The organism is Sphingobacterium sp. GVS05A (genome assembly GCF_019969845.1).
GTDB lineage: Bacteria > Bacteroidota > Bacteroidia > Sphingobacteriales > Sphingobacteriaceae > Sphingobacterium.
The window spans coordinates 47,823-67,149 of sequence record NZ_JAHXYR010000013.1 but is presented as its reverse complement, the minus strand read 5'-3'; the positions used below and the strand labels follow the sequence as shown (position 1 = coordinate 67,149).

The 19,327-nt window shown below is 40.7% G+C and carries 14 protein-coding genes; 6 read left to right on the top strand and 8 right to left on the bottom strand.

The genetic code is table 11. The features are described 5' to 3' along the window. Positions 1-28: 28 nt before the first annotated feature. The 7 genes from LC454_RS25660 to LC454_RS25630 form a co-directional block, all read right to left on the bottom strand. Positions 29-1,468, bottom strand: a complete 1,440-nt coding sequence (locus LC454_RS25660; protein ID WP_223585277.1) for a TolC family protein — start codon at positions 1,466-1,468, stop codon at positions 29-31. Then, positions 1,461-4,625, bottom strand: a complete 3,165-nt coding sequence (locus LC454_RS25655; protein ID WP_223585276.1) for an efflux RND transporter permease subunit — start codon at positions 4,623-4,625, stop codon at positions 1,461-1,463. The genes LC454_RS25660 and LC454_RS25655 overlap by 8 nt, the downstream gene beginning before the upstream one ends. Before the next feature lie 22 nt (positions 4,626-4,647). Beyond that, complete coding sequence (locus LC454_RS25650) at positions 4,648-5,730, bottom strand: efflux RND transporter periplasmic adaptor subunit (RefSeq protein WP_120257838.1); 1,083 nt, start codon at positions 5,728-5,730, stop codon at positions 4,648-4,650. A gap of 174 nt (positions 5,731-5,904) precedes the next feature. Continuing rightward, the gene (locus LC454_RS25645; RefSeq protein ID WP_223585275.1) at positions 5,905-6,306 is read right to left on the bottom strand and encodes a hypothetical protein; all 402 of its coding nucleotides are present in this window, start codon (positions 6,304-6,306) and stop codon (positions 5,905-5,907) included. Positions 6,307-6,390: 84 nt separating this feature from the next. Then, complete coding sequence (locus LC454_RS25640) at positions 6,391-7,605, bottom strand: DUF763 domain-containing protein (protein ID WP_223585274.1); 1,215 nt, start codon at positions 7,603-7,605, stop codon at positions 6,391-6,393. 263 nt (positions 7,606-7,868) lie between these two features. After that, entirely contained in the window at positions 7,869-8,519 is a 651-nt protein-coding gene (locus LC454_RS25635; RefSeq protein WP_223585273.1) for a hypothetical protein, read from the bottom strand. Between the two features lie 94 nt (positions 8,520-8,613). Next, on the bottom strand, positions 8,614-11,535 hold the full coding sequence (locus LC454_RS25630; RefSeq protein WP_223585272.1) for an FAD-binding and (Fe-S)-binding domain-containing protein: 2,922 nt from the start codon (positions 11,533-11,535) through the stop codon (positions 8,614-8,616). A 212-nt stretch (positions 11,536-11,747) separates the two neighbouring features. On the opposite strand from LC454_RS25630, the gene LC454_RS25625 reads away from it, so the two are divergent. From LC454_RS25625 to LC454_RS25600, 6 genes are all read left to right on the top strand, one after another. Next, the gene (locus LC454_RS25625) at positions 11,748-12,251 is read left to right on the top strand and encodes an FUSC family protein (protein ID WP_223585271.1); all 504 of its coding nucleotides are present in this window, start codon (positions 11,748-11,750) and stop codon (positions 12,249-12,251) included. Positions 12,252-12,433: 182 nt separating this feature from the next. Further along, a complete protein-coding gene (locus LC454_RS25620; RefSeq protein WP_223585270.1) occupies positions 12,434-12,907 on the top strand; it encodes an Lrp/AsnC family transcriptional regulator in 474 nt (157 codons plus the stop codon). Positions 12,908-12,926: 19 nt separating this feature from the next. Continuing rightward, positions 12,927-13,994: an EamA family transporter gene (locus LC454_RS25615; RefSeq protein ID WP_223585269.1), complete on the top strand. Its 1,068-nt coding sequence runs from the start codon at positions 12,927-12,929 to the stop codon at positions 13,992-13,994. Positions 13,995-14,149: 155 nt separating this feature from the next. Further along, complete coding sequence (locus LC454_RS25610) at positions 14,150-14,911, top strand: 5'-nucleotidase C-terminal domain-containing protein (RefSeq protein WP_223585268.1); 762 nt, start codon at positions 14,150-14,152, stop codon at positions 14,909-14,911. Next, positions 14,889-15,848 carry a bifunctional metallophosphatase/5'-nucleotidase gene (locus LC454_RS25605; protein WP_223585267.1) on the top strand — a complete coding sequence of 320 codons (960 nt, stop codon included), beginning with the start codon at positions 14,889-14,891 and terminating at the stop codon, positions 15,846-15,848. Before LC454_RS25610 ends, LC454_RS25605 begins: the two co-directional genes overlap by 23 nt. 155 nt (positions 15,849-16,003) lie before the next feature. After that, complete coding sequence (locus LC454_RS25600; RefSeq protein WP_223585266.1) at positions 16,004-17,221, top strand: MFS transporter; 1,218 nt, start codon at positions 16,004-16,006, stop codon at positions 17,219-17,221. Positions 17,222-17,286: 65 nt separating this feature from the next. Here LC454_RS25600 and LC454_RS25595 read toward each other — a convergent pair whose 3' ends face one another. Beyond that, positions 17,287-19,290 carry a M13 family metallopeptidase gene (locus LC454_RS25595; RefSeq protein ID WP_223585265.1) on the bottom strand — a complete coding sequence of 668 codons (2,004 nt, stop codon included), beginning with the start codon at positions 19,288-19,290 and terminating at the stop codon, positions 17,287-17,289. Positions 19,291-19,327: the final 37 nt, after the last annotated feature.

Genomic DNA, 19,327 nt, shown 5'->3' with positions numbered 1-19,327 from the left:
CCTAGCAGGGTCCGTTCAAACAAACAACTTATTTCCAGCCTCCTCCCAAATCTTTGTAAATATTAACAACCGCATTAAGCTGTTGCTTCTTAGTTTCTATCAATTCAAGTTTTGAATCCAATACATCGCGCTGTGTCATCAGCACTTCCATATAATCAGCACGTGCCGACTTAAACAGATCGTCTGATACCGTCACAGAATTATTGAGCACTTCAACTTCCTTGGTTTTGAAATCATAACTCTTGCCAAGGTTTTCGATATTAGACAGCTGAGTAGACACTTCCAAATAGGCATTTAAAATTGCTTTCTCATAGTTATAAACCGCCTGTATCTGCTTCGAATTGGCGGTATTGAATTCCGCTTTCAATCCATTTTTGTTTAATAGCGGAGCTGCCAATTCTCCTATTATGTTGTACAACATCGATTCGGGCATTTTAAACAAATAGGATGGCTTAAAAGCTTGCAGGCCCAGCGCAGCCGATATTTCCAAGGAAGGATAGAATTCCTTCCGCGCAATCTGTACATCCAATTTTGCAGCAGCAAGCTCATATTCAGCCTCACGGATATCAGGTCTATTGCTCAGGAGTTGACTCGGTATCCCCGTTTGTACTTTCGCAGGTACCATATCCACGAAGCTACTTTTATCACGTTTGATTTCCTGAGGAAAACGTCCTAAAAGGAAATTAATTCGGTTTTCAGTTTCCTTAATCTGCTGGCGTGTCTCAAATTCCATTCCTTTGGTTTTTAATACTTCTGCCTGGAATTTTTGAACAGCAAGTTCTGTCACACGCGCCGCCTGCTTTTGTAATTTTATGACCTCCAGCGCATTGTCCTGCAACTCGATATTCTGTTTGATAATCGTTAGCTGGTTATCCAAGGCCAACAATTCATAGTAAGATCGCGCAACCTCAGCGATAAGACTGCTCAGAACAAAGTTTTTACCTTCCACCGTAGCAAGATACCTGTTCAATGCCGCCTGTTCAGAATCTTTTAGTTTTTTCCAGACGTCGATTTCCCAGCTTGCATAGGCACCTATCTTTAGATCACCCAGTGGATCGGGCATTTCCTTCCCTGGTGCGATCTCCGTACTGGCATCCCCAGCTCCCTGGCTTGTATAGCGTCCGACCTTCTCCACACCGCCACCGGCACGTAAACCCACACTCGGTTTCAATGCACCTTTTCGCAGTAAGATATCATTCTTGGCTATAGCCAATTCTTGCAAGGTTACATTCAGCTCCTGATTATTTTTTAATGCCGTATCAATTAAAGCAACTAAATTAGGATCACTAAAAAAATCACGCCACTTCATATTGGCCGAATTCGTTGTGTCCTCTGCAAGTGCTTCAGCAAATTGCTGTGGCACTTGCTTGTTTTCCTGAATCTGAGTCGCTTTAGGAACCTTACAGCCTGTCATTGCTGCGGACAGCAAAACCCCTACTACCCAATATTTATTTGTTTGACTAGCCATTGTTATCGATTTCTTCAGTTAATGGATTTTCATCTTCATGTTTGATAAGCTTACGTTTGGAAGCGATTGTTCCAAAAATAAAGTAGAGCCCCGGGATGACAAGGATACCAAAGACAGTTCCAAACAACATCCCTCCTGCCGCTGCAGTACCAATGGTCCGGTTGCCGATCGCTCCTGGCCCAGAAGCCATTACCAATGGAATCAAACCTGCAATAAACGCAAATGATGTCATTAAGATTGGTCTAAACCTCACCTTGGCTCCTTCCAAAGCTGCTTCGATGATACTAAGTCCCTGCGCATGTCGTTGTGTGGCAAACTCAACAATTAAAACCGCGTTCTTACCCAATAACCCAATGAGCATGACCAAAGCCACCTGTGCATAGATGTTGTTTTCCAGCCCTAAAACTTTGAGCAGGAAAAAGGCTCCAAAAATACCAATTGGCAATGATAACAGAACCGCAAATGGCATGATAAAGCTTTCGTATTGTGCTGAAAGAATAAGATAAACAAAGCCTAAACAGATCAAAAAGATATAGATGGCTTGATTACCACGCCCCACCTGATCTTTGGAGATACCAGCCCAATCAATACCATAGCCCTGTGGTAAGGTTTTCGCAGCGACGGCATTGATCACTTCAATAGCCTCACCGCTACTATATCCAGGAGCGGCAGAACCTGAAATTTCAGAAGCCATGTACATATTGTGACGCGTGATCTCGGAAAGTCCATATACCTTTTCCATATGCATAAAAGCCGAAAAAGGCACCATCTCATCCTTATCGTTTTTCACATATAATTTCAAGATATCCTCAGGAAGAGCCCGATACTGCGGTAATGCCTGTACCATAACCTTATATTGCCGGTCATACTTAATAAAATTGGTTTCGTAGTTACTCCCCACCAACGTAGAAAGGGTATTCAGTGCATTGTCAATAGTCACCCCTTTTAATTGAGCCATATCATTGTCGATATGGAGCATGTACTGCGGAAAACTCGCACTGTAAAATGTAAAAACTGAGGACAACTCCGGTTGTTTATTCAATTCACGGACAAAATCCCTACTTACGGTCTCCATTTTCTTATAGTCACCGGAGCCCGCTTTATCCAAAAGCCGCAACTCAAATCCTCCTGCAGCACCATATCCCGGTACTGCTGGTGGCTGGAAAAACTCGATGGAAGCGCCAGGGATATTCTTCGCTGCATTTTCCAGCTGTTCGATAATTTCCTGCGAGGATTCCTTACGCTCTTCCCAACTTTTTAAATTGATCAGACATGTTCCGGTATTCGCACCAGTTCCCTCAGTCAATATTTCGTAACCGGCCAATGAAGAAACAGATTGTACTCCATCGATGTCCTCCGCCTCCTTCTGCAAAGTTTGAGCGGCCAGATTTGTCCGTTCTAAGGTCGATCCCGGTGGCGTTTGGATAATGGCATAAATCATCCCCTGATCCTCGTTTGGAATAAAGCCTGCTGGCACGGAATTATTTAAAAAGTAAGCGCCAATACAGAATCCGATCAATACCACAAAAGTAAAGAGACGCTTGTCAACGATACCTTTCAGTAAGAAAACATATTTGTTGGACATCTTATCAAACAATCTATTGAACGCATCCAAAAATTTGTCCACGATGGATTTCTTACGAGGTTTTCCATGATTGTTCTTAAGCATAATCGCACACAACGCTGGTGTCAACGTCAATGCAACTACACCGGAAAGGATAATAGATGTCGCCATCGTGATGGAGAACTGGCGGTAAAAAATACCGACAGGCCCTGACATAAACGCAACAGGAATAAATACGGCCGCCATCAGAAATGTAATAGCGATAATGGCACCACTGATTTCATGCATCGCTTTCTTCGTTGCCTTATAGGCTGAAATATGCAGTTCCTCCATCTTGGCGTGTACGGCTTCGATGACGACAATGGCATCATCAACAACGACACCAATCGCCAATACTAAGGCAAACAGTGTGATCAGGTTGATTGTGATACCAAAAAACTGCATAAACAGGAACGATCCCACTAAAGAAACCGGTACGGCAATGGTTGGAATCAAGGTAGACCGCCAGTCCCCAAGGAATAAAAAGACAACAATCGCCACCAGTATAAAGGCTTCAATTAAGGTATGGATAACCTTTTCCATTGAAGCATCCAAAAATTTAGAAACATCATAACTGATTTCGTAATCCAGTCCTTTCGGAAAAGAAGACTTTAGTTCCTTCATTTTATTTTTAACATCCTGAATTACCTGAGAAGCATTGCTACCATAGGATTGTTTCAGGACAATAGCGGCAGAGGGCTTCCCATTCAATGTAGAATAAATATCATACATGGCGGATCCAAATTTAATATCGGCAACATCGCGCAAGCGCAACATTTCACCGTTTGCATTTGTTCGTAATACGATATTACCATAGCCTTCAGTTGTTGTGAAACGCCCCGGATATTTCAGGACATATTCAAAAGACTGTGAAGTAATCCCGGAAGACTCACCGGCCTTGCCCGGAGATGCTTCCAAACTTTGCTCTGACAAAGCTTTCATCACCTCCTCAGCGGATATTTTATAGGCGGTCATGCGATCAGGTTTTAACCAGATCCGCATCGCCAATTCCCGTGTTCCAAGAATATTCGCGACCCCAACACCGTCTACACGTCTCAATTCTGAAACGATATTCATATCGGCGTAGTTATACATAAAGTTTCCATCAAGGTCTTTATCCTTGCTATATAGGTTGATATACATCAACATATTGGATTCTTCCCTTGTAATTTTCACCCCCTCGCGTACAACGATAGGTGGAAGCTTATTAACAACAGAAGCCACGCGGTTCTGCACGTTCAATGAAGCTTGATTTGGATCTGTACCTAGATTGAATACCACCTGTATGCTGGCTTCACCATCGTTACCGGCATCTGAAGCCATATATTTCATTCCCGGCACCCCATTGATGGCGCGCTCAAGTGGAATGATAACAGATTTTATCATGAGTTCCCCATTTGCACCCGGGTATTCTGCTGTAATGTTTACTTTAGGTGGCGATATGGATGGAAATTGAGTTACTGGAAGTTGTACCATCGAAAGAACCCCCAGAAACACAATGATCAGCGATATAACAATCGAAAGTACAGGTCTATTTATAAAACGACTAAACATAGTAAATTAAGAGTATGGAGATTTATTCTGTTTTTAACTTCAAATTAGAAATGGCATCTTTAGGCTGAACGAAACTGTAGTTGATCTTTTCATCCTCTTTCACTTTCTGTATACCGTCCAATAGGAATTTATCATCTTTTTGAAGTCCACTGCTGACCACATAAAGATCAGGAAGAGAATTGCTAATTGTGATATAACGAGCTTTTAACTTGCCCGCTTTATCCACGACATAAACATATTTCCGGTCCTGTAACTCGTAGGTTGCCTTTTGTGGGATAATCAATGCCTGCTTCAATGGAAAATTCATAACGACTTTACCACTTTCACCATGTTTCAATAATCGATTGGGATTTGGAAATCTCGCCCTAAAGGCAATGTTACCAGTTTCGCTGTCAAATTCACTCTCTATGGTTTCAACCACCCCATGTTCTGGAAGCAATTCGTTATTGGCAAGCAATAATCCAACATGGGTATCTCCGCGTTTACTCACGTTTGTCTGATAATTCAGGTACTCTGGTTCCGACACATTGAAGTATACCAGCATTTGGCTATTGTCGGAGAGGCTTGTCAATAACTCGCCCTCATCCACCAAACTTCCTAATTTTAGCGGGATACGGTCAATTGTACCATCAAATGGTGCTCTTATTTCTGTAAAAGAAAGGTGCAGTTTGGCAATTGCGGAAGCCGCCTTGGCTTGCTCCAGTTTTGCTTTCGCCATAGCAAGTTCGTTGGGGGATACGACATTTTTATCGGCTAAGCTCTTGGTGTTCTGCACTTCAATCTCGGCGACATTCACTTCCGCCATAGATTTTCTAAACTCTGCTTCATACATTTTGGGCATAATGCGAAACAGAAGCTGTCCTTTGTGCACAAATTGTCCCTCGTCGACAAAAATCTGCTCCAGGTATCCCTTCTCCTGTGCACGTAATTCGATATTACGAAAAGATTTAATCTGAGAAACAAAATCCTTGCGGATTGTTGTATCGACCTGTACAGGAGAGGTAACATTGAATTTTTCCTTTTCTTCTTTCTCTTCCTTTTTGGAAGTACACCCAATTTGGCATAATACCATAGCCAAATTAACGAGCATAAATACTCTTTTCATTTGTAAGCGTCTAATTAAAAATAAGTTTGATTGTTTGTTGATATGGTAGTTGAAACAACCTAATCCTTAGATTTTTGTAACACAAAAAAACACAGAATCATTAATCTATCAATGAAAGTCTGAATTGTTCGGAATACAACGAAAATAAAGTTGGGCTATTTCGGAGATTGGCTATTAAATTCTCCAGTTTTGTTGAAGAATATACCTTTGGGGGTGTAAATAAGCGACAAAATTGCAAAAAGGAATCTTTTTTGCAAAACGAAATACAAAGATAAAAAGTACAACCGCAAAGAACAATAAAGCGACAAAATTAGAAGCTGCTTCGAGGTCTTTGGTCAACTGAAAATTCTCACTGTTAAACTCTTCGATGACGAGGTTCTCATCATGTACGTTTCCAGCTATTAAAGGATCGATGTGGGCACTTAGAGAATTAATCCTGTCCTCCAGGTTGGCATCATTGTGCTGGTTCATAAAACTGACCGTAGGGCGATCAGATTCGTTAAGCACAGCATGGCTATTACCGCTCCTAATCAATAGGAACCCTATAAAACATAGAATTGTAATAACCACTTTCATTTGAGGGCAAATATACTAGCGTATAAATAAATTCAATAAGGTTTAACACAATTTAACAAAATGATTACAATCCATCAATAATGTTTAGAAAAGTGACAACTGTTGCCCTATGTCACCATCCTTTGGAGCTTTTGCCTGACCAAATACGGTTCGACCATTGTACTTCCAAGAGTCTCTACGTTCTTCTGCTATTACCTGTTGAATATCAAACTGGGGTGTGAAATTATGCTCAGCGTCCAATATGATCTGATGGAGTTTATGTATGGATTTTAATTTATCGCTATTCCCCAGTTTTGACCTTTCGATACCCTTTTGTAAGATTTGAATACTTTGGTCGTAAATATCCAAAGGGACAGGAAAAGGATGGCCATCCTTTCCACCATGGGCAAAAGAAAAGCGCGCGGGATCTTTAAAGCGTGCTGAAGCACCATGGATCACCTCACTGACTAGAGCCAAGGATTGTAATGTACGCGGCCCCATCCCCTTTAACAGCAAAAGCTCCTCAAAATCCTGAGGCTGATTTTCCCGTGTCACATATAACATCGCTCCTAACCTTTTGAGATCAACATCTGCAGCACGTACATCGTGATGTGAAGGCATGACCAATTTTTTAAAGTCCAATAATGCACGGGAAGAATCTTCGTTAACGATAGCCATAATGCCTGTTCTGTTAGGAGCTGCACCAGAAGCTGTCAAGTTCAAAATAAGGCCCTGCGAACGACCTTCAATACCAGCATGAGGTTCGTCAATAAAAGAGCGAACTTTCTCCGAATGCCAATGATAGCGGCGGGCAGTTCCATCATGATTATGCATGCCCTGTTGTACCACAGCCCAATGACCGTCTTTGCTGACAATAAAATTATGGAGGTATAGCTGATAACCATCTTGTATCGCCGTATTATCCACCTTTGCCACCAACTTACTTGTTCGAACCAATTTATTCCCGTCCAAACCGGTTTTATCTGCCAAATAAAGTAGCTCCTGCGGTGTGTCTTTAGAAAATTTACCCTTGCCGCCACATATATAGAGGCCGAAGGCATCCGCACAGGGATTGATCGCGCGTTTTAAAGCTCCCATAACCGATGTTGTAATACCTGATGAATGCCAGTCCATGCCGAGTACGGCGCCAAAGCTTTGGAACCAAAATGGATCTGCCAATCTCCGGAGCACCTCATCTTGCCCATAATCCATCAGGATGACCTCCACAATGGATTTGCCCAGTGAACTCATCCGTTCATACAGCCAAGCCGGTACCTTTCCATAGTGTAACGGCAAATCCGTCGTTCCTGAATGCCTCATAAATAAAACTAAATATATTAGCACAAATGTAACTCTTTTTATTTGCTAAACAAGATTTTCAGAGAATTGGGACTTATCACTTACAACACCAAGATCCTATACATGCCTAAGGAAATCAGTAGCATGTAAAACCAGGAAATCAGACTAATAAAAGAACCAATACTAAAAAAGGCTGTATAATCGTGTGATTATACAGCCTTCTCGCTATTTCAATATATTGCCGGCCAAAGCCGGTTACTTACTATCTATCAATAGTTAAAGATTTACTTTCCAGTCAAAGCCGATATAAATCCAGCACGGAACGATGGATCTTTTTCGGAAAATTCAATCGAGTGTTTATAGGTATCTACATTAAAAAACAATTCCGCAGGTTCCGCCTTTTTATTCTCTAAAAATAGTTTGAAACTATAGGCAGTTTTCTTTGATAGATCAACATTCACTTTATTGGATGAAAATACATTTGGCAGAATAACTTCTTTTGTAAAACCATCAGTAGTTGGTATTTGAAACAATTCACCTAAAGCTTTAACTAAGTTGTCAGATTGCGTTCCTAAGGTAGTTATTTTAATTTTTCCTTTAGTAAAGCCCACATCATCACTTGGCTGACCATCGATAATACCTGCTGGGATAAAATCAACAACTTCAATTTTAGCACCTACTGTATCCTTATTGTAAATTGATTTCGTTGTATAAATGCGACTTGAATCGGTTTTAACTTCGTCGGTAATACGCAGAAAAAAGTTCTTTTTTTCAGGACCTGGAGTGCCATTCGTCAGTTGTTCGATGCGTACCCGCTCAATAGTGTTCGCTGTCGCAGTATCACTTCCATCAGTTTTCTTCTGATTGGAATTTCCACAAGCAGCCATCATCATCGTAGCTGTTGCAAGAAGGGCTATAGATTGAATTTTGTACATGGTGAATTGTTTATTATCAGTAATCATTGAAATATTGTTCCTATAATATTACTACTATTACTGATAACAAACAACTATTCGCAATGTTTTTATTTTATTTCAATAAAGCGTCGTATAAAATTTCAACGGGGTGAAAAGATTTTCTTCCGGTACCATCTTTGATCTGATGACGGCACGAGGTACCCGCAGCAGCAATTAGAGTCGCTGTATCTGTGTTACGTACAGCCGGCAATAAAACTAGTTCGGCCACTTTCATTGAGACATCATAGTGTTCGGCTTCATAACCAAACGAACCTGCCATACCACAGCAGCCCGACGGAATCACTTCAACGGAATAATTGGATGGGAACGCTAAGACTTGCTGGGTAACGCCTACCAGATGAAAAGCTTTCTGATAGCAATGTCCATGCAGTTTGATATTCTTTTCCACAGCTGTAAACTGCTCCTGATGAATACGGCCCGCCTCGATTTCCGCCAATAGAAATTCGTCAATCATAAGTGCATTTTTAGCCACCAACTGTGCATCAGTACGAAGATTTTCATCAACCAGACTTAAATATTCATCTCTAAATGTAATGATGCCAGATGGCTCAATACCCAACAACGGTGTCTCGTCGGTAATCAGACCTTTTAGGAAATTAATGTTTTGATTGGCAATCTTTTTTGCTTCTTTAACAAATCCTTTAGAGAGATATGTCCGTCCGCTTTGTACATGTTTTGGAATAATCACTTCATAGCCCAATGCCGTTAGTAGCTTGTAAGCTGTAATGCCAATCTCAGCATCGTTATATTCTGTAAACTCGTCGGAGAATAGATAGACCCTGCGTTTATTCTGCGGTGTTTTCGTTTGCTTCCTGACCCATTGGCTCAAGGTCGTTCCATTCACCGTAGGAAGAGAGCGTTTTGGTGCAAACCCTACCGTTTTCTTTACCAAACCGGATAAAAAGTCATTCTTCACAACAAAATTATAGATTGGAGCGACGAGTGATCCCAGTTTCTGGGAATCAGTAAAATTCGCGATCAATTTGGTCCTAAAGCCGGCCCCATGTTCATCGTAATAATGTTGTAAAAACTCTGCTTTCATCTTGGCAACATCCACACTCGACGGACATTCCGTTTTACAGCCTTTGCAACTCAAACATAAATCCATCACTTCCTTGATTTCCTCATGGTCAAAGCGATTTTTTTTTGTGGAGTTGGTCAAAAATTGACGCAACATATTCGCTCGTGCACGCGTTGTATCCTTCTCATCCCGTGTCGCCATAAAAGATGGACACATCGTCCCGCCGGTAATTTCTGTTTTCCGACAATCACCCGAGCCCGAACATTTTTCAGCCAAACGGAGAATAGATTCATCTTTGGAAAAATCAAAATAGGTTTTTATATCCGTCCTATTTTTGTCATTGTCATAACGCAAATGGGCATCCATTGGTGGAGTGTTGACAATCTTATTTGCATTAAAAACTCCTACAGGATCGAAAATTACCTTTACCTCCTCCAGAAGTTTATAAACCTTTTCTCCTAGTACTTTACCAATAAATTCTCCCCTCAAACGTCCGTCGCCATGCTCCCCACTCAACGATCCATTATACTTTAACACAAGGTCACTTGTTTTTTCCAATATGGAGCGGAAAGTCCGCTTACCTTCTTCTGTTTTCAAATTGACAAAAGGTTCGATATGTAGTTCACCCGCTCCAGCATGTGCGTAGTAAGATGCATGCACCCCCTCTTCAACCAAAAGTTTCTGGATGTCACTGACATAGGCCGGAAGATCCTCCGGAGAAACCGCACAGTCTTCGATTAAATTGACAGGTTGGCTGTCCCCAGGAAGATTACGGATAAGCCCCAGTCCAGCTTTTCGAACATCCCAGACAAGATTAGTCTGCTCGACTCCAATAATATAAGGATAGGCATAGCCCAAACCTTTCTCAATCAGTTCTGCCTTTAAAGCCATCGCCTTGGCCTCGGTCTCCACAGCAGTATGACCTCTAAATTCTACGATCAATAGTGCCTGAGGATCACCCTCAATAAAAAAGCGATTGTATTTATAAGTCGGATGCCCGACCGTAAAATCCATGATATATTTATCGACCAGCTCAGACGCCTCAGGCTGATGATTCAACGCGATGACATTTCCATGCATACATTCAACCATATCAGCAAAATGAACACATAATAGTCCAAGTTCCTGCGGTGGTAAATCCATCAAGTGAAGCTTTGCCTCCGTTACAATCGCCAAAGTTCCTTCCGAACCCGCCAAAAGGTTACACATATTAAATGGTTGCGTACGGTCACTCAAAATATCCAAGGCATATCCAGTATTTCGTCGGGTAATCGAACGCTTGGGGTAGCCTGTTTCAATCGCTGCCAAATTTTGAGGATCCGTCAACAAATCATTCATGTGACGGTAGATATCCCCTTCACGATCTGACTGTAAAAGTTTTTTGAAATAACTTGCCTCATCCAGCGAAGCAAAGCTCACCTCTGATTTATCATCTAAAAGTACATCTGCTGCAATTAGATTATGACGGGTATCGCCCCAGACAATGGAATGGAGACCCGAGGAATTATTACCAATCATACCACCAACCATGGCCCGGCTTGCCGTGGATGTCTCCGGACCAAACATTAGCCCAAAAGGCTTTAGGTAACTATTCAGATCATCACGAATCACTCCGGGTTGTACCCGCACCCATTTCTCCTCCACATTCAATTCCAGGATGCGGTTAAAATGACGGGATATATCCATAATGATACCATTTCCAACAACCTGTCCTGCCAACGATGTTCCAGCGGTACGGGGAATTAAGGTTGTTTGGTTTGCTCGGGCAAAATCAATTAGATTCTTTATATCGTTTATATCAGATGGAATAGCTACGGCCAACGGTTTTTCCTGGTATACCGAAGCATCTGTTGAGTAGGCAACTAACATGGTTTGATGCGATGCCTCATCTGTATAATACAACTCCCCCTTAAGTTGAGTTGCCAATAAGGCTAACTGATTCTGATCTTTCACTGAATTTGCTTTTTTGTATAGAAAACAAATTTAGTCAAATTTCTCCTTTGGAAAAAGGAAGAATTGCAAGAAATACACAATTTCTTTTAGCAAAACGCATAAAAACGCAATCACAAAATGCAACAAACCGGAATTTTATTTCGCATCTTCATCAATTGCTTGTATTTTTGCAGCAGCAACACGGTTTAATGAATTAACATCCCCTCTGTTATATGCGTAATCTTATCCTTCGATACACATTACATTCAGATTTTATTATATATTCGATACGGGTACTAGTAGGATTTTTACTAGGCTACATCCTATTCGTGTCCTTTCCGGAATACTCTGTTTCATGGACACTTATTTCAATTATCCTAGTGATATCTCCGCAGGAAAATGAGTCCAAAAAAATTGCCATTGACCGTGCAAAATCCAATTTCATTGGCTCTGCCATCGGTCTCAGCTTATACTTCGTACCGATTCCGCAGCTATATGCGATGATTATCGGAATGCTTGCCTCCCTCATCATCTGCAAAGCACTGAATATTATGGCTGTAGCCCGCACATCTATGGTGGCTTTAATTATTGTCTACTTACATGAGCAGGAAAGTCGTTCTTATTTTGCAGCCCTCGACCGTTTCGGTTGTGTTTGCGCGGGATGTTTGATCGGCTTAGGTGTCATCCTATCTACCCGGAATATTATTATTAAGTTGAGAAATCGGTATAATTGTTGAACATCGTAAACTGCAGACCACCTGCAACTCTCTTTCAACCAATAAATTAAAGCAAACAAAGAAAATCAGCAAAAATACCGATCGAATAAAATTCACAACATTAGCCAGTCATTCAGAATAATATTCATAATTAATACTAATATTTTGAATATTATACTTTTTTCCTTACCTTTGCAGTCGAAATGACAAAAGTAGAATATAATTTAGATCAGGTAGATTATAAAATCCTTCGTTTAATGCAGGATAACGGGCGTATCAACAATGCTGATATCGCTAGAGAACTAGGTATGGCTCCTTCAGCAATACTAGAGCGGGTTAAGAAGCTTGAACAGAAAGATGTGATCTTAAAATACAGCGCCAAGATCAATCCAGCGGCTGTTGATCAGAAACTTTTATCATTTATTTTCATCAAATCCAATGATATCATTGGCGAACAACGTGTAGGTCTCGCCCTTGCGGAAATTCCGGAGGTACAAGAAGTACACGACATTGCTGGAGATGACGGTTATCTTATCAAAGTAAGAACGGCAGATTCAACAGGTTTGGTTGATTTAATGCGCAATACACTGGGCAAAGTAGAAGGAATAATTTCTACTCGTACCACAATTGTACTTCAGACGGTAAAAGAAGATCAACAGGTTGTTATACCTGAATAACAGAAAGGAGGTTTTAATTATGTTGCAAGGACACAAAAAAGCTGCTAGCCCTTTAATGGTTGTGGTTGCTTATTTTATTATTTATGTGGTATGGGGCTCCACCTTTTTCTTTATAGAAAAAGCATTGCATAGTTTTCCACCATTTATATTAGGCTCGTTTCGGTTTGTTACCGCAAGCGCCATCCTGATGAGTTATTGTGCCATAAAAGGTTATAAACTGTTTAACAAACGCTCCATATTGGAAGCTGCCTTTGTTGGCTTCTTACTTCTATTTGTGGATATGGCCGGAGTCATCTGGGCCGAACAATATGTTTCTGGTGGGGTAGCTGCGATTATTGCCGCTGCAGCTGCAATCTGGTTTATTTTACTTGACAAACCCAAATGGAAAGAGAATTTTAGCAGTGTCACCACAGTAGCCGGTGTTGTGCTTGGGTTCATTGGGGTTGTTATGTTATTTGCAGAACAGATCATAGCTTCCAACGACAATGCCAATGGAAATTTGAAAATCATTGCGCTATGTATTTTGGTATTGGGCTCCATCGCCTGGACAGTAGGTTCATTAGCGTCTAAATACTTCAAAAAATCAGAAGCACAAGAAAAAGAAGATCTGCACGTTATGGTCAAAACAGCTTGGCAGATGGTCACTGCGGGTGTTCTTTTTAATATCACTGCGCTGTTCACAGGCGAGTACGCATCATTTGAATTAAGCAGTGTCGCTCCTGTCGATTGGTTTAATTTAGCATATTTGATCACATTTGGTTCTATCCTTGCATTTAGCTCCTATATTTGGCTTTTGCAGGTGCGCCCAGCGATGGAAGTAAGTACATACGCTTATGTAAATCCGATCATTGCGTTAATATTAAGTCATTTTTTCACTTCACATGCCGTGACTTCCTTACAGATTGTAGGTTTGGCAGTTATTTTGTTCTCTGTTTTACTGATGAACTGGAAGGCTTACCGCACCAAATTGTCAACTAAAAATAAAAACAAAAAGATCCTGCAAGCAGGCACATTGGATACTTTACCAAAGCATGATGATCGTCGATCAACTATAGATGATCTTCCCGAAGCAGAATTAGTACACTAGGTTGTTATTTTTCTAATTATATGATAAAGCTTAACGTAAATCTATGTTAAGCTTTTATTGTTTTTATCTTTTTAGCAAAATTAGACGAGCAGGAATAAGATTTCTTCATATTTAATTGGCTAACTTTGCCCCAGTATTTGGCTAAACTAACTATAATGAATATATCAAAGCAAATTGCCTTTATTGGTAGTTTTGGAGTCGCTTCGCTTTTGATGGTCACAGGTTGTTCAAAGCAGCTCCACCCTACACAAAAGGACTTCAAACAATACCATATCAACAAGGATGTACAAGCAGATCCTACTGTCGTTTCCATCTATGAGCCATTCAAGCAAAAAATGGAAACCGAAATGAACCGCGTTATCGGACATGCCAATAAGGCGTTGACAAAAGAGAAAACACCTGAAACATTAATGGGTAATTTCTTTTGTGAAGCTTTGTTGTGGATGAGTGATCATTATGCCCACAATCCCGCCGACCTGGCCTTTGCAACAAAAGGAGGAATTCGCAATGATCTCAAAGCCGGGAATATCACAGTAGGACATATCTTTGAAGTAATGCCCTTTGAAAATACATTGACGATTATTGAACTAAAAGGCAGCCAAATACGCCAGCTAGCTGACTATATCGCGACAACCCATGGCCAGCCTATTGCAGGCATGACCTTAACGATAACAGGAAATAAGGTACAGGATATCAAAATCAAAGGACAGGCAATAGATAACAATAAAACGTACAAACTCGTCACCTATGATTATCTGGCCAATGGTGGCGATAATCTCGTCCTATTGACACAATCGATCGCTAGAACCAACTATCCCCAACGGATGCGTGAAGGTTTGATAGAATATGTAAGTGAATTAACAAAAGCAGGTAAACAAGTAAATGCGGAATTAGATGGAAGAATTAAAATCAATTAATCGGAGAACCTTTATCAAGCAAGCCGGTGGATTTTCTGCAGCACTTGCTTTGGGTTCATTACCTTTTCAGGCGGCAGCAAAAAGTAAAAAGATCAAATTGACCATTTTACATACCAATGATGTACATAGTCGCATTGAGCCTTTTCCAATGGACGGAGGTAAGTATCAGGGACTGGGTGGTGTAGCTCGTCGTAGCACACTGATCAATAAGATTCGTAGCGAGGAAAATAATCTACTATTATTGGATGCAGGTGACATGTTTCAGGGAACGCCGTATTTCAACCTCTTTGGCGGTAAATTAGAGCTTGACCTGATGACCAAATTGCGATATGATGCCGGGACATTTGGCAACCATGAGTTCGATAATGGCCTGGATGGACTCGTGAAATACCTAGATCATGCCAAATTTCCATTTCTGACGGCCAACTATGACTTTAAAGGTACTGTACTTGAAGGAAAAACCCAGGATTATACGATATTTCATAAAGGCGGTATCAAGGTGGGTGTGTTTGGACTGGGGGTTGATATCGAAGGTTTGGTAGATCCCAATAATTACAAAGGGATGAAATACCTGGATCCGATTGAAATATCCAACAAAATTGTTAAAATCCTGAAAGAAAAACATAAGTGTGACCTTATTATCTGTCTTTCACACCTCGGATATCAATATGAGGATGATAAAGTTTCAGATCTGGTTCTGGCAGCCAAAACATCAGATATCGATCTGATCATTGGCGGACACACCCATACTTTTTTAAATGAACCGACCTTGGTCACAAATTTAAAAGGTACACAGACAGTGGTCAACCAAGTTGGTTTTGCAGGCATCAATCTTGGTCGCATTGATTTTATTATGGAACCGGGATCAAACAAAAAGCAGATGATAGCAAGTACCTATCAGGTCAACCCGTCAATAGCAGAATCGCAACTGGCATAATATTATCCCTTTATAATAGATGCCAAATTGACCAAATCAATTTGGCATTTTTTTGACAGAATCCGTTGAAGTTTTTGTGAGCCAAAACCAGCCCATATCGGGAAGATGGAAACGCTCATAATAAATGACAAGCTTTTAAAAAGCAAATTATTTGCATGAAAAAAATCATATCCATATACTTGGATTCCTTCAAAGGCCTTTCACAGGCCGCGTGGCTCTTGGCAGTTGTTATGTTGATCAACAGAATGGGAAGTATGGTCATCCCCTTCCTGGGGCTCTATATGACACAGGTCCTTCATTTTGATATCAAACAAGTTGGGATTGTGCTTATGAGCTATGGCATAGGCTCAGTTTGCGGCTCCTACATCGGTGGATGGTTGACAGATCGGATTGGTAGCTTTAAGGTGCAATTCGGTAGTTTAGTATTGGCTTCGCCCCTATTTCTATTGATCCCTTTATTTAAAGAGGTTCAATCCCTGTCTATCATGATCTTTACACTAAGTCTAATTTTTGATGCATTTAGACCTGCGAATTCTGTTTCTGTTGCGAGTTACGCTAAACCCGAGAATATTACCCGAGCGTTTTCGCTCAACCGTTTAGCAATTAATCTAGGTTTTTCAATTGGTCCTGCTGCCGCAGGTTTTCTGGCGACGATCTCGTTTAACTGGATATTCTATGGAAATTCCTTTGCAGTGATGTGCGCTGCAGTAATTTTCTTTATCTTCTTTAATAAAAGACAAAAAAGAACAGATGTAAAAGCAAAAAAAGAAGCGTTGGCAAACAGCAATATAATCGTAAAACAAGGTCGCAATCCTTATACCGATATTCCCTTTGTATTATTTAATATATTCTGCTGCATTTTCTCGTTCTGCTTTTTCCAGCTAATTACGACCTTACCGATATTTTATCGTGAAGTACACCACCTGGATGATCATCAGATCGGATTTCTACTAGGTTGGAGTGGCTTTGTGATTGTGCTATTGGAGATGTTTGTCGTCCATGTCGCCGAAAAGAGGTTCTCACTGATTAGTACATTGGTGTTTGGCACAGTTTTATGTGCCCTCTCCTACGCCATGTTAAATTACATGGGTGGGCTAGGGTGGTTATATTTCACATTTTTCATCTTCGGTCTTGGCGAAATGCTGACACTTCCCTTTATGGCGACCGTATCTGTCAATCGTTCTACACCCAAAACTCAGGGAGCATATATGGGATTCAACTCCCTAGCTTTCTCTGCCGCAAATATCTTTTCACCCTTGCTAGGAACTTCTATTGTTGACTCCTTTGGTTTTACAACATTGTGGTGGGCTACAGCACTGACCCTGTCCTTTACAGGACTCGGCTTTTACCTTGTGCTGAAATGGATGCGCTAAATAATAAAAGGGACATTTCAAATGAAATGTCCCTTTTATTATTTAAATAAGATCGGTGGATTTTCCTACCAGATCTTAATACGTTTATCTGTAGGGATAAACATTTTATCGCCATCTTTCGTTTCCCAGGCAGCATGGAATGCATCCAAATTGATGATTGGAGCGAACGCCCGGTATTGTGCAGGAGAATGCGGGTCCGTTTTCACCTGATTCACAACAAATTCATCCGTTGTCTTCGTTCTCCAAATGGTAGCCCAAGAAAGGAAGAAACGTTGATTCTGTGTAAAACCATCGATTAAACCAGGATTTCCTTTGTCTTTTAAATACAGCTGTAGCGCATCAAAAGCGACCGAAGAACCACCCAAATCACCAATATTCTCACCTAAAGTGAAACGACCGTTCACAAAAACTCCCGGAACTGGTTCATAAGCTTCAAATTGTTTGACCAACGCATCCGCTGCGGCTTCAAATTTAGCCTTATCACCATCAGTCCACCAGTTGTTCAAATTGCCATTACCATCGTATTTTGCACCCTGATCATCAAAACCATGAGATAACTCATGTCCTATGACTGCACCGATGCCACCAAAATTAACCGCTGCATCGGCTTTGTAATCATAAAACGGAGGCTGAAGAATTGCTGCCGGAAATACGATTTCGTTAAACAATGGACTATAATAAGCATTGACAGTCTGTGGTGTCATTCCCCATTCAGATTTATCAACTGGCTTATCTTGTTTTGCAAGGTTCTCATAAAAAGCCCACTTGCTGGATGATAAAACATTCGCGTAAAGCGATGTTCCAATATCAAGTTTGCTATAATCCTTCCATTTGTCCGGATAACCGATCTTCACTTTAAACTTCGACAACTTTTCGAGCGCCTTCACTTTTGTATCTGCAGACATCCATGTTAGACCATTGATATGTTGCCCGAATGCTTTTACAAGATAACTTACCAGCTCCTCCGCATCCGCTTTGGCTTTTGGTGGAAAATTCTCCTTAACATATAACTTACCCAAAAGCTCCCCAGCGATAGAATTAACGAACTCTACCCCTCGTTTGTCCAGTGCACGTTGTTCCTTCTGTCCTTTTAACTTACGACCCCAAAAATCAAAAGAAAGATCATTTAATTCCTGCGTTGTATACGAAGCAGCGGTATTCAATAAGTGAAATGTCAAGATATCTTTAATAATCGGGAGGTTCGCCGGATTGAAGATTTTATCTAAATTTTCATAGTATTTTAGTTCTGGCACAATAACCGTATCAGCTTTAAATCCAACGTCGCTTAGATATTTAGCAATGTCGACGTTTTTTACCATCTTTTTCAAATCAGCAACCGCCACAGGATTATAGCGGCCATTTGCATCACGCGACTGTTCGACAGTTTTTAAATTAGCGGCCAATTCTTTTTCAAATGCAACAATTTTAGGACCTTTTAGATCTCTTGTACGTTGTCCTAATTTGGCATAAAGCGCAGAGATATATTCCGAATAATCCTTTAACGTCTCTTCATTCTTTTGATCCTTAACTTGGTAATAAGAACGGCCTAAACCTAGGCTTCCACCACCCAAATAAACCGTATTGACATTAGAATTTTTGAGATGCGCATATACATATCCACCAAAGAAAGGATTTCCTCCTATAGGAGCCACTTCTACCAGATATTTATAAAGATCATCAAAATTCTTTATCGCATTAATTTTTGTCAAATAGGGCTGAACAGGTTCTAATCCCAATTTGTCACGCGTCTTCATATCTACAAAAGACCGGTACAGATCACCTATTTTCTGGTTATCTGTTCCTTTTGTAAACTGGCCTGATAACGATTCCTGCAATACTTTCAGTGTAGCGATGTCTGTATTTTCACGCAACTCATCAAAAGAGCCCCAACGTGCCTTATCAGACGGAATTTTAACCGTTTTCATCCATTGACCATTCACAAAATTGTAGAAATCATCCTGCGGACGAACACTTTTATCCATGTAATTTACATTGATTGCATTATTTTGCGCATAGCCGGCCAAAGAACCACATGCCAACAAAGCAGCCAAAAGTATATTTCTCTTCATATAAATTTTAGTTTGTTATGTATCTACACAAACTTAA

What these genes read in the sequence shown, in the direction of transcription:
- LC454_RS25605 (WP_223585267.1), top strand. Translation starts at nt 14,889, where the DNA reads ATGGAAGAATTAAAATCAATTAATCGGAGAACCTTTATCAAGCAAGCC.
- LC454_RS25625 (WP_223585271.1), top strand. Translation starts at nt 11,748, where the DNA reads ATGCGTAATCTTATCCTTCGATACACATTACATTCAGATTTTATTATA.
- LC454_RS25635 (WP_223585273.1), bottom strand. Translation starts at nt 8,519, where the DNA reads ATGTACAAAATTCAATCTATAGCCCTTCTTGCAACAGCTACGATGATG.
- LC454_RS25640 (WP_223585274.1), bottom strand. Translation starts at nt 7,605, where the DNA reads ATGAGGCATTCAGGAACGACGGATTTGCCGTTACACTATGGAAAGGTA.
- LC454_RS25650 (WP_120257838.1), bottom strand. Translation starts at nt 5,730, where the DNA reads ATGAAAAGAGTATTTATGCTCGTTAATTTGGCTATGGTATTATGCCAA.
- LC454_RS25655 (WP_223585276.1), bottom strand. Translation starts at nt 4,625, where the DNA reads ATGTTTAGTCGTTTTATAAATAGACCTGTACTTTCGATTGTTATATCG.
- LC454_RS25620 (WP_223585270.1), top strand. Translation starts at nt 12,434, where the DNA reads ATGACAAAAGTAGAATATAATTTAGATCAGGTAGATTATAAAATCCTT.
- LC454_RS25645 (WP_223585275.1), bottom strand. Translation starts at nt 6,306, where the DNA reads ATGAAAGTGGTTATTACAATTCTATGTTTTATAGGGTTCCTATTGATT.
- LC454_RS25660 (WP_223585277.1), bottom strand. Translation starts at nt 1,468, where the DNA reads ATGGCTAGTCAAACAAATAAATATTGGGTAGTAGGGGTTTTGCTGTCC.
- LC454_RS25600 (WP_223585266.1), top strand. Translation starts at nt 16,004, where the DNA reads ATGAAAAAAATCATATCCATATACTTGGATTCCTTCAAAGGCCTTTCA.
- LC454_RS25595 (WP_223585265.1), bottom strand. Translation starts at nt 19,290, where the DNA reads ATGAAGAGAAATATACTTTTGGCTGCTTTGTTGGCATGTGGTTCTTTG.
- LC454_RS25610 (WP_223585268.1), top strand. Translation starts at nt 14,150, where the DNA reads ATGAATATATCAAAGCAAATTGCCTTTATTGGTAGTTTTGGAGTCGCT.
- LC454_RS25615 (WP_223585269.1), top strand. Translation starts at nt 12,927, where the DNA reads ATGTTGCAAGGACACAAAAAAGCTGCTAGCCCTTTAATGGTTGTGGTT.